Origin of the sequence: Faecalibacterium sp. 7, assembly GCF_049562865.1 — a bacterium.
GTDB classification, from domain to species: Bacteria; Bacillota; Clostridia; order Oscillospirales; family Ruminococcaceae; genus Faecalibacterium; species Faecalibacterium wellingii.
In genome coordinates this window covers 1,840,622-1,853,697 of the sequence record NZ_CP186911.1, presented here as the reverse complement: position 1 = coordinate 1,853,697, position 13,076 = coordinate 1,840,622, and the positions used below count along the sequence as shown (strand labels likewise).

Here is a 13,076-nt window from a genome sequence, read left to right as displayed (position 1 = left end):
CCTCCTATCCGATTTGACTGGCGTCCACCCATCCATAGACGGTGCTCTGCTTGTCCGTGTGGATGATGTGGTACGGGTGTTTTGCGTTCTTGCTCTTGGCGATGGCGGTGATTTTCGCCGGTCCCGCTTTCGGGCTGTTGGTCGGAGACGTCGCGGTGGACGCAACGTACTGGGGACCGCCCGAAAATTGGACCTTATCGCCGACGGAGTGCGAGGTCGAGCTCTTTTCATCGCTCGCCTTTGCGCTCCGCTCGGTGTCTGTTGCCATGTTCAAGGTAAGGCGCATCGAATGGTAGTTGCCCTTGAATGTGTGGGTATCCTCGTCTACATAGTAGCTGTTCGAGATGCCGAGCGGCCTGATGATGATGCACAGGCCGACGCCAGAAATGACGTTTGCCTGCCCGAGGCCCTCGATTGTCAGCGTTTTGCTGGGGAGCTTCTGCTCTGCGAGCATGGATTCAGCCATGTCCGTGAGGTTCGCCTCCTCGGTGTTGCTGTCGGGCGTGGAAATGTCCTGCATGATACCGATGGTCTTTTCGAGCTCCGTGTCCGCCTTTTCGGCGAGCACTTTGTCCTCCTTAGACAGCAGCTTTATGCGGGTTTTCACCTTCTCGATGCTGCAAGTGTAGTCGTAGCTTATAAGGTTCCGGCCGGTTTCCACCACCCATTGCAGGATGCTGTCTTTCCGCTTTATCAAGCTCAGTTTCCCGTCGGCTGACGTCACATAATGCCTGATGCCGGTGGCCTTAAACGTGAGGCTCAAGGCGTCCAGAATAACATCGCAGGCTGTCGTTTTGGCCTTTGGTAGCTCCGAGATGACGTAGCCAGTGTCGGCCACGTCCTTGTACGGAATCTGGAATCGGTCGCAGCAGTCCTTGAAGATTTCGGACGCCTTTTTCCGCTTGTAGCAAAAGCTGTCTTTGTTGTTCGACAGGTAGATACCCACGTCGTAGGCCTTGATGGTCATGGTCTTTTTCGTGCTCTGCCTCTGCTGCATGATGATGCCGCGAAACAGCTCTGCGCCCTCCCAATAAAAAACACAGTGGTTTCCCTTGGTGACATCAATGCCGGAACGGGCGTGTTTCCAGCCGTCATCGTCGATAAGCGATACGGAAAGAGTGCGCGCCGGGGAGCCCTTTCGGCCGCTCCATGTCGCGCTCTCCACCAGCTCGCTCATGTCGTAGGTGGTCTCGCCTTTTGTGACGAGGAATGTAATCTTGCTCATCGCCTCACCTCACGGGAGCTGCAACACCTGTCCGGGATAAATCAAATTCGGGTTTTTGAGCTTATCCTTGTTCAGGGAATAGATTTCTTTGTACCGGCCTCCGTCGCCGAGGGTCGATTTCGAGATGTTGTAGAGGCAGTCTCCGGGCTTGACCGTGTAGGTTTTCGCCTGCACTCGGTTGTCTGTCCGGGTGGAGCCGCCGGAGACGGTCGCAGTTCCGGTCGAGCTGACTTTGACCTGCCGGATTCTGACCTCTCTGTACTCCTTGAGCTTGATTTTGTAGTAGATGCTCCCGGGGTCGCCGCCTTTTCTGTAAGGCTGCAAGCTCTGGATAGCCGCGTAGAAGTTTACGCGCGTTCCGGTCAGGATGAGGTGCACCGGCTTCGCGCTGATTTTCCACTCGAAAAGCCGCTGCATCATCGCATCCGGTGACGACAGCATAAATGGCGTCTGGATGCCCGGAAAATACGCGGCTGGAAAAAAGCCGTCCCACGATACCTCCACGGCCGCCCGGTCCTGCAAAACGAGGATTTCGCCGAGGCCACTGATGGTGACGCTCGTGTTCTTCGTCCCGTGAGTGACGTCGAACTTCGTCGGCAGAACAGGAAAGCGCAGTTTCTCGCGCTCTCCGTTGTGCGTAATCCAGAGCTGCATACTGCTCTCAAAAATCATAGGCAAGGTCTCCTTCCTCGAAGATTTCACCCTTGATGATGCTCATAAGGACTGGCTTTGCATGGCGCGTCAGAATGTCGAGGACGGATTCCTCATTCATGCCGCCGACGTCGATGGAGCCGCTGCCGTTGATTTCGAGGATAATGCGTTTGACGGTCTCGCCAATGCTGGGCGCGTCCGAGGAGGAGGCCGGGGCCTCCTGCTGCGCGTCGCTGGCGGCCGGGGCAGTCGTGTTGACCGGGGCCTCCTCTGCGGGTGCAGCCTCCTCCGTAGTCTGCGCCTGCACCTCCGGTTCGACGTACTCAATACCGGTGGGCTGTGCATCAGAGCCCTGCCCGTCAGCCGTGAGATAGGAATACTCCTTGACGGCCTCCATACCCTCCGGCAGGTCATTCTCCGGGAGCGGGCTTGCCGTGGGCTCCGGGGCGTTCGTGGCGTTTTCCGCGCTGTTCACGGCTGCGAGGATTCTTTCGGTCTCCTGCGTGGGGAACACCTCGGACCCGCGCGCGCCGATGATAAGCTCGGGGCCTTTCTCACCGGCGATGTAGACGTCCTCCTGTGCGGACAGAGTGCCGTTCGCGTGACCGGCGACTGTCGTTGCGGTGGGCGTCGTTGTCGGCGTGGTTTTCAGGTGGGAGGCGGCTGCGTTCGCAACGGCCTCCGCTGCGCTCCCGGCCTCGCCGGTCATGGAACGGATGGCATCGCAGTAGGCCTTGATGGTCGCCTGTGCTGCTTCTTTGGCCTCGTCGGCCATCTCCATTTTTTCGACGGTTCCGGTCATCGTCTGCTCGATGTCCGACATCGTCTTATCGAAGTCGGTCTCCATCTTGGCGATGTTGTCCGCAAAGGCGTCTTTTGCCTTTTCGGTCTCCTCGAACTTGGAGTTAAACTCGTCCACGAATTTGGAGGCTGCTGCGGGCATACCCTCGGTGCTACCGCCCAGCTTCTCGATGTTCTGGATGATGGCGTTGATGTAGCCCGCGCTTTCCTCGCTGCCATCACTCAACGACTTAATCAGGCCGTCATCGAGGCCGTATTCTGCGGCCTTTTTGAGGTTTTCAGAGTAGAGGTTGAGGTAGTCCGTCTGGCTCTGCATGGCCTTTTCCATATCGCTGATGGAAAGTTCCGACGAGGTTTTCATCGTGTCGAACAGACCGATTTGTCCCTCGATGCTCGTCCGGGCCGATTCGTATGCCTTGTCGTAGGCTGCGGTCAGCTCGTCGAGAGCAGACTGCGCGGAGCTCGTAGCCATGCTGACGGCTTCGTCATAGGTGACGGTCTGGTTCTGCGCGTCCTCGACTGCCTGCGCGACGCCGCGCCACTCGCCCTCGATGTCGGAGAGGGTCTGCTGGTTCTCGTCGTAGGCAGCTTGCAGCTCCTCGAGGGATTTCTTGTACTCGTCGATGTCAGAAGTCCACGCCACCCACGGACTGTCCTCCATCCAAAAGCCGCTGCCGCTGACCCAGTCGCCGGTGACGTCGTCCTGCCTCATGCCGCGCCGCTGACGCTCCGCGTCGAGGTTGGCCTCCGCCTCCGCGATTTGCTGTTCGAGGCTGCTCTGCTCTTTCAGCAGGTCAACATAGGTCTGCTGCTGCTCGGCCTTATACTCCGAATCAGCCTGCGCCTTTGCAGCTTTCTTGATAGCCTTGACGGTCGCGTCCACGCTCTCGGTCACGCCGTCGTAGGTCAGGCCGAGACCCGGGACGTCGGCGTTGAGCTGGTCGATGATGGCTTTCATCTCCGTGTAGCTCGCGGTGGTCTGCGTGTTCTGCGAGGCCAGCTCCCCGAGCCGCTGGGTCAGAGCCAGTGTGCCGAGCTCTTGGTCCTTGATGCTCGAGGTGGAGCTGTTGTAGGCGTCCATGACCTTGTTGTGGCTCTCGACGAGGCCGTCGCACTCCGCCACAAACTCCTTGACGGTCTGCCGGTTGGCTTCAAACTCGTCGTTGAGCTGGTCGAGCTGGTAACGCAGGCTGTTGGCCGCGTCGGAGTTCTCGCCGTACTGCTCACAGGCTGCATTGTACTGGTCGTTCAGCCTCTGCAGCTCGTCGTACTGGTCACGGCAGGTGGCCGTCATGCCCTCGTACTCGTCGCTCTGCGTAATCAGCACTCCGGTCAGGGTAACGGCCGCTGCTGTAACAGCAACAATGCCTGCTGCCGCGAGGACGTAAGGGTTAGCCGCCAGCGTCGCAGTGAATGCCTCCGTCACGAACTTCGCAGCCGTGGTTGCGAGGTTGTAGGCAGCCAGCGCGCCCGTGAATCCGCCCACGCCGACCGCAATGGCCGAAATGGCCGCCACGACGGCCGGGTGCTCGTCCACAAAATCACTCATGCCCGCAAATACGTTGGTGAATCCCTCGTATACCTGCGTGAGCGCGGGGTTGAGCACATCGCCGACAGAGATTTTCAGGTTGTTGAACGCATTCTCCATCCGCTGCTTGCTCTTGTCGGTCGTGTCCGCCATCGTGGAGTATGCCTTTTCGGTTGCTCCTGCGCTGGTACGCATGGATTCGAGCACACTGTTGTACTTGTCTGCTCCTGCGTTGAACAGGGACAGTGCGCCGATACCGGCCTCCGTGGAGTTCCACAGGGCGTTGAACGCTGTGCTGTCTCCATCTACCGCGTTACCCAGCATAGCCATCACATCGCCGAGCGAGTAGCCCTGCTCCATGAGCTGCGCAAAGGTCTTGCCGGTGGAGTTCAGCAAGACCTCAGAAACGCCGCTGCCGGTGTCGCCGAGCTCATTCAGCATCGACTTGAGGTAGGTGCCGGATTCTGCGGTAGCGATACCGTTGGCGGTTAGGACAGCGTAAGCCGAGCTAAGATTGTCCATCTGGACGTTGTACGCAGACGCCAGAGGAATGACCTTGCCGACGCTCTGCGCCAGTTGGTCCACGCTCGTTTTGCCGAGGTTCTGGGTGGTGATAAGGTAGTCGGAAAGCTGCGTTGCATCCGACGCCGCGAGGCCGTAGGCATTGATGGCCGTTGTCAGAACGTCCACAGCCGTGGTCGCCGACGTAAAGCCGCCGACGGCCAGCTTGGTCGCGGTTCCCGCAAAGGCCGCAGCGTCCGCCGTGTTGACGCTGGCAGAGATGGCCTGATAGGTCGCCTCTGCCATGTCGCTGGCCGCCTCGCCGGTCTCGTTGGAGTAAGTGCGCACCTCTTTCGAGATGCTGCTCAAGGATTTCTGGCTCGTATCCGCGATGGTAGCAACCATTGCAGTGGAGGTCTCGAACTGTGCGGCCGCTTCGGAGCAGTCAAAAAAGCCGTTCTTAATCTCGTTCAGAGTGGCGGCTATTCCGGCCGACGCAAGGACGCCTTGCAGCTCCTTGATGCCGTCGCGGCCCTTTTTGCTCGATTCCTCGCTCTGCTTGCCAGTTTCCTCGGACTTATCACCGAACTTCTCGACCTCCTCCGAGGCTTTACGGGCTGCCTCCGCTGCCTCGTCGAGGTTCTTCTCGGTCTCGGTCGTTTTCTCGGACAGGATGCCGGTAGAATTTGCCGCCTGCCCGGTGGCTTTTTCGTAGTCCCCGATGGCCGAGGACAGGTCATCGACGGAATCAGCAGCAGCGTCGGTGCTCTTGGCGGTCTGCGCAGCCGTGCGGGAGACTTTGCTCAACGCTCCGTCTGCCGCCGTGCCGGTGTTCTCAAACGCTTCCAGAGCCCGTTCGCCGCTCTGCGTCATCTCGTCGAACTTGGAGGAGATTTCGTCGATGGCCTTGAATACGACTTTCAGTGTTGCCATGTCGGTCCTCCTATCGCCTTATAGGGACGAGCTTCATGGTATCTCTTCTGCACGGGCGCGCGCTTTCCTCCTCTTCGGAGGCGATGTAAAAGAGCTTCTGTCTCCGGCTCATTCGGTCGAACTCCTCCGGTCGGAGACCGTGCCGCTGCCAAAGTACATGGGCCCAGTACGTCTCGCTGCCCGCGCTGCGAATCAGTTTTTTGCGTCGTCGATTTCCTTTTCATCGGCCTGCTTCTGCTCCTCCTCGGAGAGCTGACCGCCGATGCCAAGCAGAGCCATGACGACGCGGGTGACATGAGCAAACTCGTCGGCGCGGGAGAAAACCTTTTCCGGCATCTGGGTGATGTCCACGCAGTTGTAGTACTTCATCAGCTCCGGGTCGTCCAGCTTGGGGTACTGCAGGGCCTCAACGAGGATGTGACGGGTGGCCTTTGCATTGTCGCGCTCGTCGCGGAAAACCACGTTGCCGCCGTTGATGTAGGGATTGCCCTTCTTGTCCAGCGCGACAGTGTGGGTGTGGTACCCCTCATTGATGGCGCGGATACGCTCAGAGGAAAGCACCTTGACCTCGAGCTGGATGACCTTGCCGTTCTCGTCCTTAAAGCTCTCCGGGGCCGGTACGGTGACGACCTTCTCCACCTCTGCTGCCTCGCGCATAAAATATTTCAGGTTCTTGCTCATAGCTGTCTCCTCCAAAATAAAAATCGGAGCCCCTCCACCTAGGAGAGGCTTCGCCTGTATGCTCCCGACCAAAATGTCGGGAGGTTAGATGATGTTCTTGATGTTGAAGTTGATGACGTCATCGACCACGCTGCCGCTCTCTGCATCCAGTGCGGTCAGGGGCAGGTCACCAGTCAGGACGCAACCGACGCAGGTCACGACATCGGAGCCGTGGGCTGCATAGTAGTCAGAATTAGCGTCGTCCATGATGCCCTGAATCACGAACTCGGGCGTCGCCTTGGTTGCCTGATACTCCTCGATTTTGGTCTTGAGCCAGTTGTTGGTCCGGCGACGGGTCATGCTGCCGGTGATGGTCGCGCCAACCCAGCGGGTAGACGGAGTGGTTTCGTTCAACTGGCGGCCGGTCCACGTCTCCGGGGTGAAGTTGATAGTCATCTTCACGCCGTCCATGACCTCGACGCCGTCGATAAGCGCATGGCCCTCGCGGAGGCTAATAGGGTTTTTGTTGTACTGCATAACTTACCTCCTGCTGCTTTAGCGGGTCTTGACGGTGAAGAACAGCTTCTCGGCAGAATCCACAGGCTGGATTGCGACGATGAAATAAACCTCGTCGCCGCTGCTCAAAGATTCGTCGATTTTGAAGTCCGCGTCATAGTCCACGTTCTTGATGGCCCCCATATCCTCGTACTGCTTGAGGATGGACTGGCCGATGCCCTTCATAGCGGCGTAGCCGGTCGGGCTGTTGTCGTACTTGTTGGGCGGGAAGTTATTCTGGATGGTCTCCTGAATAGCGTCCAGAGTGCGGATAACGCGGTTCTTGCTGTACGTCTTGTCCTTGGGCTTCTTGAAAGAGACCAGAGAATTGATGTCGTACTCGATGATGACGTTGCCCGCCTCGGAGTAGGAGAAGAACATCTCGCCGTTCTTGATGGCCGCAATGGCTGCTTCGTTGTCCTTGGGGTCCACGATGCCGGTCGCGCCGTTGTAGACCTCGTAGGTGTTAGACTTGATGCAGCTTGCGGATGCGGTGATGCCCGCAACGAATGCGCAGGCCTCCGCGTGGGTCAGCTCAACGCCGTCAACAACAACAGAGTTTGTGACATTGATGACGCCCTCGTGGTCGGGGCTCTTTGCGTCCGGCAGAACCACATTCACGCCCTTGCCCATGCTCTCGCGCATATACTTGATTTTGGTGATGGCTGCGGTCTGCAACGTAGCATCGGTAACGGGGAAGCACAGAGTATTGAACTTGATGCCCTCCATCTTGTCCACAAACGCGGTGACGTCACCGTTTGCGCTGGTGACGTTCGTGCCGCCTGCCAGCTTCACGCCGGATGCCGCTTTCAGGTCGCCCGTACCGGTGAACTTCACCAGCTTGTCGTCTGCTGCGGCTGCAATAAGCTCCTCGACGGTCTTGACGCCCTCGTACACAGCGGTGGCGTCAGCATCCAAATACACGGTGACGTCAAAGCCGCCGACGGGGTTTGTGACGACAGAGACGTGAATATCGTTGCCGCGAGTGCCGCCGTACTTGGCCGTTACGGTCAGCGGAGCAGCGGTTCCGGTTGCGGCTGTGCCGCTCTCCGTGATGTAGACGATGACCTTGGAAGCCTTTTTGAATGCCTCACGAATCAGGCGCATCTTATCGTTGGTCGCGTCGTAGACGCTGCGGCCGAGCTCCACACTGTAAGCATCCGGGGCCGCTGCCGTCAGGGTGATGGGCGTCTTGGCGGGGCCAAAGTCGTAGCCAATCAGGGGCAGCAGCACGATGCCGCGCTCAGAGTTGCCGACGGTGTCGTTGCGGTCGCTCTCGAAGTTGATGTAAGTGCCCGGGCGGGTCTTTCCCGCCAGCTTATCGTATTTACCGCCTGCCATTAAACAACGGCCTCCTTTCCGAGCCACTCGTCGATGTGCTTCCGCATCTCCTCGACGGTGTATTCACCAGTCATGCCCGCCGTGGCACCGGCGAACGTGCTGGCCGAAACATGAAAAAGCGTCCGGCAAGCCTTTGCCAGACGCTCAATAGGGAACTTCTGCGCGGTCTGTGCCGCGCTCGCGTTCTTCTCTGCCATGCAGATACCTCCTATTCAGTTTTTCCCTCGGCCGCTTTGAGGTCGAGGTTGTAGTGCATCACCTTTTGGCAATCCACCCTGTTGTACGGACGGCGGCTGTCCCAGTGGAGTGTGAGCTGGGCTGTGCCTGTGTCCAGCCGCTTCACTCCTCCGGGGTCTTTGAGCCGTACTCCGCATCCTGCCGCTGCTCCTGTCTCGTCAATGAGCGGAACCAGCAGGCGGGCTGCGCAGAGGGCATTCAAGGCCGCTGCCGCGCTTGCGTAGGCGTCCTCGTCCGTGCTGGCGAAAAACCGGATGTACCAGTCATATTCCACCGCATAGGACGCGAACGTGTCGCCGAGAGGTGTGAGCTCCGGCTGCGGAAAGAAAACAGAGGGTACGACGAATCCCTCCGGGATGTCCCAGTAATAGGGCGTAATCCCGGGTACGGAATCGAGGATAAAGCGGATAACGCTTGCGATTTCCTGCTCTAGGGCAGCCATAGGTTTCACCTCACAAAAAATCCTTGAAATACTCGTCCAGCCAGCTCTGCAGCTTCTTTTCGAGCAGCTCCGGGTAGAGCTTTTCTAGGATTCTGATGGAGCTTTCCCAGTAGTGGGAGCCCTCCACCCATTTCATTTTTAGGACCATCCCGGTCTTTTCTCCCGGGGTGTAGATGAAGCGGTCCTTTCCGTTCGCCTTTTCCCAGTGTCCGGGAACGAATCGCCTCTCTATCCCTTTCGGGTTGGTCCAGTGGCCGTCATTTACGAACTTGGCGTACTCGACGTTCGTGCCGACCTCAAGGGTCAGGCCGTTCTCGTCGAGTGTCCAGACGTTCTCTCCGTCGCCTTTTTGGAAACTGTGGAGCAGCAGCCGATAGTCCAGCACGTTCCGGCGAACGATTTCATCTTGCAGAATGCGTAAGAACTCCATGCCGAGCCCTTCAAGGAATTTGTTCAGTGCCCGCTTAAAATCGCCCTGCGCGGCCTTTCCGAGCCGCTTCACGAAGTTTTCGAGCTCTACTGTGTCGAATGTCACCTGCGCCATTACAATGGCCTCTGTTGGGCTGTGCGGTATATCTTTACCATCATGTGATGCCCTCGGATGTTTCGCGGTTGACCTGCGGTGTATTCGAGCCCTGTTTCGCTGCTGACGATTTTGTCGTTGAGCCTGATGTCCGTTCCTGCCGGGAGCGTGAGCTTTATGTCGCTGTCCATATCGTTCTGCGGTTGCTGCTGGGCGATTTGGATGGACGCGCTACGCACTCCGAAATGGCACGGGACTTCCTCGAGGTCCGGCTGTTTTGGGTATTTGAACTTGGGGGAGCCGGGGAGCCCGTAGCCGGGGCTCGTGCTCTCCTGCTGGGCGTGGTAGATACTGCAACGATGGTCAAAGAAGTCCTCAATAGCCATTGGCTCAGAGGCTCCTTAACCGCATCGTGACGCCGTTGAGCGGCTGTACGACGACGTAATCGTCCAACAGGCTCTCCACGCCCAGTTTCCCGACGTCTATGATGCTGCTCTCTGCCGTGTAGGAGTAGTCGTCAAAGGTCTCGCTTTTGAGGCGGACTTTGGTCTGCTCAACGGCATTGTGGGCGTATGCCTCCGCGATAAGGAGGACCGCCGTCTTGACGTTCTCCGGGATTTCGGGGTATTTCTCCGGGTCGTCGAATCTGTTGTTGCAGTAGTCGATGACCCAGCTCTCCGCCCGGGAGATGTCAATTTTGAGCTTGCTGTCGGCGCGGTTCTTTACTTCCTCAAATTCTGTGTACTCTTTGAGTTCCTCCGGCGTGACCCACGGCCGTTCGGCCATCAGCCCTCCGGGGTGATGATGGCGGCCGCTGCGGCTGCATCCGCCTCATACTCACGAATCTTCTGCAAAATGCTGGCCTTAGTGGTGCAGCCGGTCAGGTCAATGCCGTTGTCCTCGGCAAATTCCTTGAGCTCGTCGAGCTTCATCTTGGAAATGTCAGGGACTTCCACGGGTTCCTCGGCGACGGCCGCGATGACCTCCGCCTTGTCCTTGCCGGTGGTATCGACGCCCATATCGTCAGCCAGCTTGTCGAGCTGCTCCTCGTCCATCTCGCCGAGAAAGTCGGCGTCCAGATGGCCGGTGACGGTGTGAGCGTCAGGGAGAGCCTCGAAATAGCCACTTTCCAGCAGAGCGGTATATTTCTCGGGGTCGTCCACAAAGACGTCAGGATGCGCCGCAGAGGCGCGCACAACGCCATCATAGGACAGACCTTTAATCAGTCTGAGGTGCATAGCGTCCTGCCTCCTGTTAGATAGATGCCAGACCGGTCACAATGGCCGTTGCGTCCAGCTCCTCAACCAGCGTATCGAAGTCGAAATGCACGACATAGAAACGCTTGTCCTGATAGATGGCCTCCGGGCCCTCGGTGGTCTTGCGGATGACAACGCCGTAGGAGTTGACGACGACCAGATTCTTCGGGTCGGTCAGCATAATAACGTCGTCGGGCAGGGCCGGGACCTCGATGACGGGAACGCTGGCGGGATTCTCGACGCGCTTGTCGGTGATGATGCCGCCTGCGGTGACTGCCTGATTCAGGATGTAACGCTCCCACTCCTGACGGCGGTGGGGGGACATCAGCCAGCGGAGAGAGCCGTTGTTGAACTTGTCGGGAACTGCGCGCAGGCCCTTGTAGAACACATCCAGAACCATTGCACCGGAGTTGATGCCGGACACATCGACAACGTGGCCGCCCTCCTTGAACTGCTTGACCCAGCCGTCGTTCACCTTGAGGAAGTCGGCGTCATCGACAGTACCCAGCTCGGTGGCCTCGCCTGCGTCGAATGCGCCTGCGGTGTGGGCTGCGGTGTACTGGTAGACCTTCTTGTTGTATGCGACGAGGTCGCCAATAGCGTAGTTCTCAGAGGAGCTGAACTCCTTGACCTTGGCATACCGTTCGTCGCCGTTCAGGCACAGGTCCTCGCGGTCGCAGCCAATCTGACGGGTCATCAGGTTGGTGACGATGGTCTCGTAGTTGGAGCCCTCGATGTTTTCGCGCAGGGTCTCCTCAGTGATTTCCCACGGCAGACGGACAGGGGTGCAAGCGTATTCCAGCTTGCCATGCTTCACGCCGGAGCGGTAGCCGTCGTCGGTGTTCTCGGTCTTTTTGCGCAGCAGACGGCGGCCGACGCCAATCTTGTCGATTTCGCCGGTCTTTGCGGAGCGCAGCTCGTGGCGGACGAGGCCGCTCAGCGGAGTGGCCTCAAAGGTCTGCTGAATGAACTTCTTCGCCTGCTCCGGGTTCAGTGCGCCGCCAGCGGCCAGACCGGCGGTGGTGATGGTCTGGCCTGCTGCGTTCACGATTGCCTTATTGCTTCTCATGGTCATAGTGCTTGTTCCTCCTTACAGGATACCAGCGAGATAGTGCGGCTCGGACTTCTCGACAGGGTCCTCCGGGTCGCCATCATCGTTCAGGTTGGTCGGCAGGCCTGCGGCCTTGCGGACGGGTGCGACAGCCTTTGCGACGGCCTTTGCGACGACGTCCGCAACATTCTCGGCGGTCAGCAGCTCCGGGGCCTTTTCGGGCTCCTCCTGCTGGCCGAGAGCCTTTGCGACGGCCGCCTCGACCATCTTGCTGACGGCCTCGACGGTCAGGCCTGCGGGCTCTGCTGCCGGTTCTGCGGCTTTCTGGACGGGGTCAGTCGCGGGCTTCTGCTGGGTTTCCAGTGCCTTGGCGACGGCTGCCGCCACGGTATCTTCGATTTCTTTCTTGGTCACTTCGGTTTCCTCCTGTTCTTCTTCGGGGAATTTATCGAGGAACTCCCCGAGGTTTGTGTAGATGGACTGCAACGTGCTGCGGTTGGCTTTGCTCATGGCCTTGCCAGCCTTGATGACGGCGCAGCTTTCGAGCGATTTCGCAACGGGCTGCCCTTTGGTGAGCAGCTCGGTGACGATGTTGTTGAAGTCGTTCAGGGCGTCTCGGATGGTCTCCTCGTCCGACGCGAACTCCCAACGGTCATTCACCCAGTTGTACCGGTACAGAACGTCGTTGAGCGCGTAGAACGCGGTCCAGAAGTTGTCGCTCTGGCTGCGCTTGGTGTAGTTGTCGGCAACTTCGCCTTTCTCGACAACATCAAAGCCGAGGGCAGCGGCCATCTTCTTGAAGATGCCGCGCATACCCTTTTCGGGCTGCTCCTCCGCCTTTGCCACTCCGTCATCGGGCAGCGGGTCGTCCTCGTCGCTGTACTTGCCGACGCCGCCCATGGAAAAGCCGGTGATTTCGCCTTTCTGGACTTTCTCGAAAATATCCGGGTCGTCCACCTCGACAGTCATCATCCACGTGCCCTTCTTGATGGCCTGCTCTCCGACGCTCATATCGCAAGGTGCGACATAGCTCTCGACGACGGCCGCCTTTTCGAGCGGCTCGAACGAGTGCTGCACATCCACCTGATTGCCGTTCTTGGCGAACCAGTACGCGGCCTTGGTGATTTCCTGCTCCGTCATGTAATTGCCGTGAGCGTCCTCTGTGAGGGGCTCATAGACAATGCCGGTGATGTAGTGGCTATCAGCATCCGCGTTGACGATTCGGCCGTAAGAAGCAAAAGAGGCGGAGCCGTGCTCCGCCTTGGTGATAAGAAACTGTTTCTTGTTGGCCGCCTTGTCTACAAGGCTGACAAAAGAAATCTTTGCATCTGTGATGGCGTATGCTTTCTCGATTTTGCTCATGGTTTTCTCA

The 13,076-nt window shown here is 58.5% G+C and carries 14 protein-coding genes; all 14 read right to left on the bottom strand.

Annotated elements, in window-relative coordinates:
* Nucleotides 1-4 precede the first annotated feature (4 nt).
* The 14 genes from ACKXF7_RS09210 to ACKXF7_RS09145 all read right to left on the bottom strand — a co-directional run bounded on the left by ACKXF7_RS09210 (nucleotide 5) and on the right by ACKXF7_RS09145 (nucleotide 13,066).
* A complete protein-coding gene (locus tag ACKXF7_RS09210) occupies nucleotides 5-1,225 on the bottom strand; it encodes an XkdQ/YqbQ family protein (protein WP_412599979.1) in 1,221 nt (406 codons plus the stop codon).
* Nucleotides 1,226-1,234: 9 nt separating this feature from the next.
* On the bottom strand, nucleotides 1,235-1,897 hold the full coding sequence (locus ACKXF7_RS09205) for a LysM peptidoglycan-binding domain-containing protein (RefSeq protein WP_238077772.1): 663 nt from the start codon (nucleotides 1,895-1,897) through the stop codon (nucleotides 1,235-1,237).
* Nucleotides 1,887-5,639, bottom strand: a complete 3,753-nt coding sequence (locus tag ACKXF7_RS09200) for a phage tail tape measure protein (protein ID WP_423741117.1) — start codon at nucleotides 5,637-5,639, stop codon at nucleotides 1,887-1,889. The genes ACKXF7_RS09205 and ACKXF7_RS09200 overlap by 11 nt, the downstream gene beginning before the upstream one ends.
* A 192-nt stretch (nucleotides 5,640-5,831) precedes the next feature.
* A complete protein-coding gene (locus ACKXF7_RS09195) occupies nucleotides 5,832-6,320 on the bottom strand; it encodes a phage tail assembly chaperone (RefSeq protein ID WP_129872778.1) in 489 nt (162 codons plus the stop codon).
* 84 nt (nucleotides 6,321-6,404) lie between these two features.
* A complete protein-coding gene (locus ACKXF7_RS09190; protein ID WP_423741116.1) occupies nucleotides 6,405-6,836 on the bottom strand; it encodes a phage tail tube protein in 432 nt (143 codons plus the stop codon).
* An 18-nt stretch (nucleotides 6,837-6,854) separates the two neighbouring features.
* Nucleotides 6,855-8,195 carry a phage tail sheath family protein gene (locus tag ACKXF7_RS09185; protein WP_423741115.1) on the bottom strand — a complete coding sequence of 447 codons (1,341 nt, stop codon included), beginning with the start codon at nucleotides 8,193-8,195 and terminating at the stop codon, nucleotides 6,855-6,857.
* Nucleotides 8,195-8,392: a hypothetical protein gene (locus tag ACKXF7_RS09180; protein ID WP_129872775.1), complete on the bottom strand. Its 198-nt coding sequence runs from the start codon at nucleotides 8,390-8,392 to the stop codon at nucleotides 8,195-8,197. Before ACKXF7_RS09180 ends, ACKXF7_RS09185 begins: the two co-directional genes overlap by 1 nt.
* 11 nt (nucleotides 8,393-8,403) lie before the next feature.
* The gene (locus tag ACKXF7_RS09175) at nucleotides 8,404-8,874 is read right to left on the bottom strand and encodes a hypothetical protein (RefSeq protein WP_423741114.1); all 471 of its coding nucleotides are present in this window, start codon (nucleotides 8,872-8,874) and stop codon (nucleotides 8,404-8,406) included.
* Between the two features lie 10 nt (nucleotides 8,875-8,884).
* On the bottom strand, nucleotides 8,885-9,418 hold the full coding sequence (locus ACKXF7_RS09170) for an HK97 gp10 family phage protein (protein WP_418196676.1): 534 nt from the start codon (nucleotides 9,416-9,418) through the stop codon (nucleotides 8,885-8,887).
* Entirely contained in the window at nucleotides 9,418-9,783 is a 366-nt protein-coding gene (locus tag ACKXF7_RS09165) for a DUF3599 family protein (protein WP_423741113.1), read from the bottom strand. Before ACKXF7_RS09165 ends, ACKXF7_RS09170 begins: the two co-directional genes overlap by 1 nt.
* A 4-nt stretch (nucleotides 9,784-9,787) precedes the next feature.
* On the bottom strand, nucleotides 9,788-10,183 hold the full coding sequence (gene yqbG / locus ACKXF7_RS09160) for a protein YqbG (protein ID WP_117505008.1): 396 nt from the start codon (nucleotides 10,181-10,183) through the stop codon (nucleotides 9,788-9,790).
* Nucleotides 10,183-10,635 carry an SAP domain-containing protein gene (locus tag ACKXF7_RS09155; RefSeq protein ID WP_423741112.1) on the bottom strand — a complete coding sequence of 151 codons (453 nt, stop codon included), beginning with the start codon at nucleotides 10,633-10,635 and terminating at the stop codon, nucleotides 10,183-10,185. Before ACKXF7_RS09155 ends, yqbG begins: the two co-directional genes overlap by 1 nt.
* Nucleotides 10,636-10,651: 16 nt before the next feature.
* Complete coding sequence (locus ACKXF7_RS09150) at nucleotides 10,652-11,728, bottom strand: hypothetical protein (RefSeq protein WP_423741111.1); 1,077 nt, start codon at nucleotides 11,726-11,728, stop codon at nucleotides 10,652-10,654.
* Nucleotides 11,729-11,743: 15 nt separating this feature from the next.
* On the bottom strand, nucleotides 11,744-13,066 hold the full coding sequence (locus tag ACKXF7_RS09145) for an XkdF-like putative serine protease domain-containing protein (protein ID WP_423741110.1): 1,323 nt from the start codon (nucleotides 13,064-13,066) through the stop codon (nucleotides 11,744-11,746).
* Between the last annotated feature and the right edge of the window lie 10 nt (nucleotides 13,067-13,076).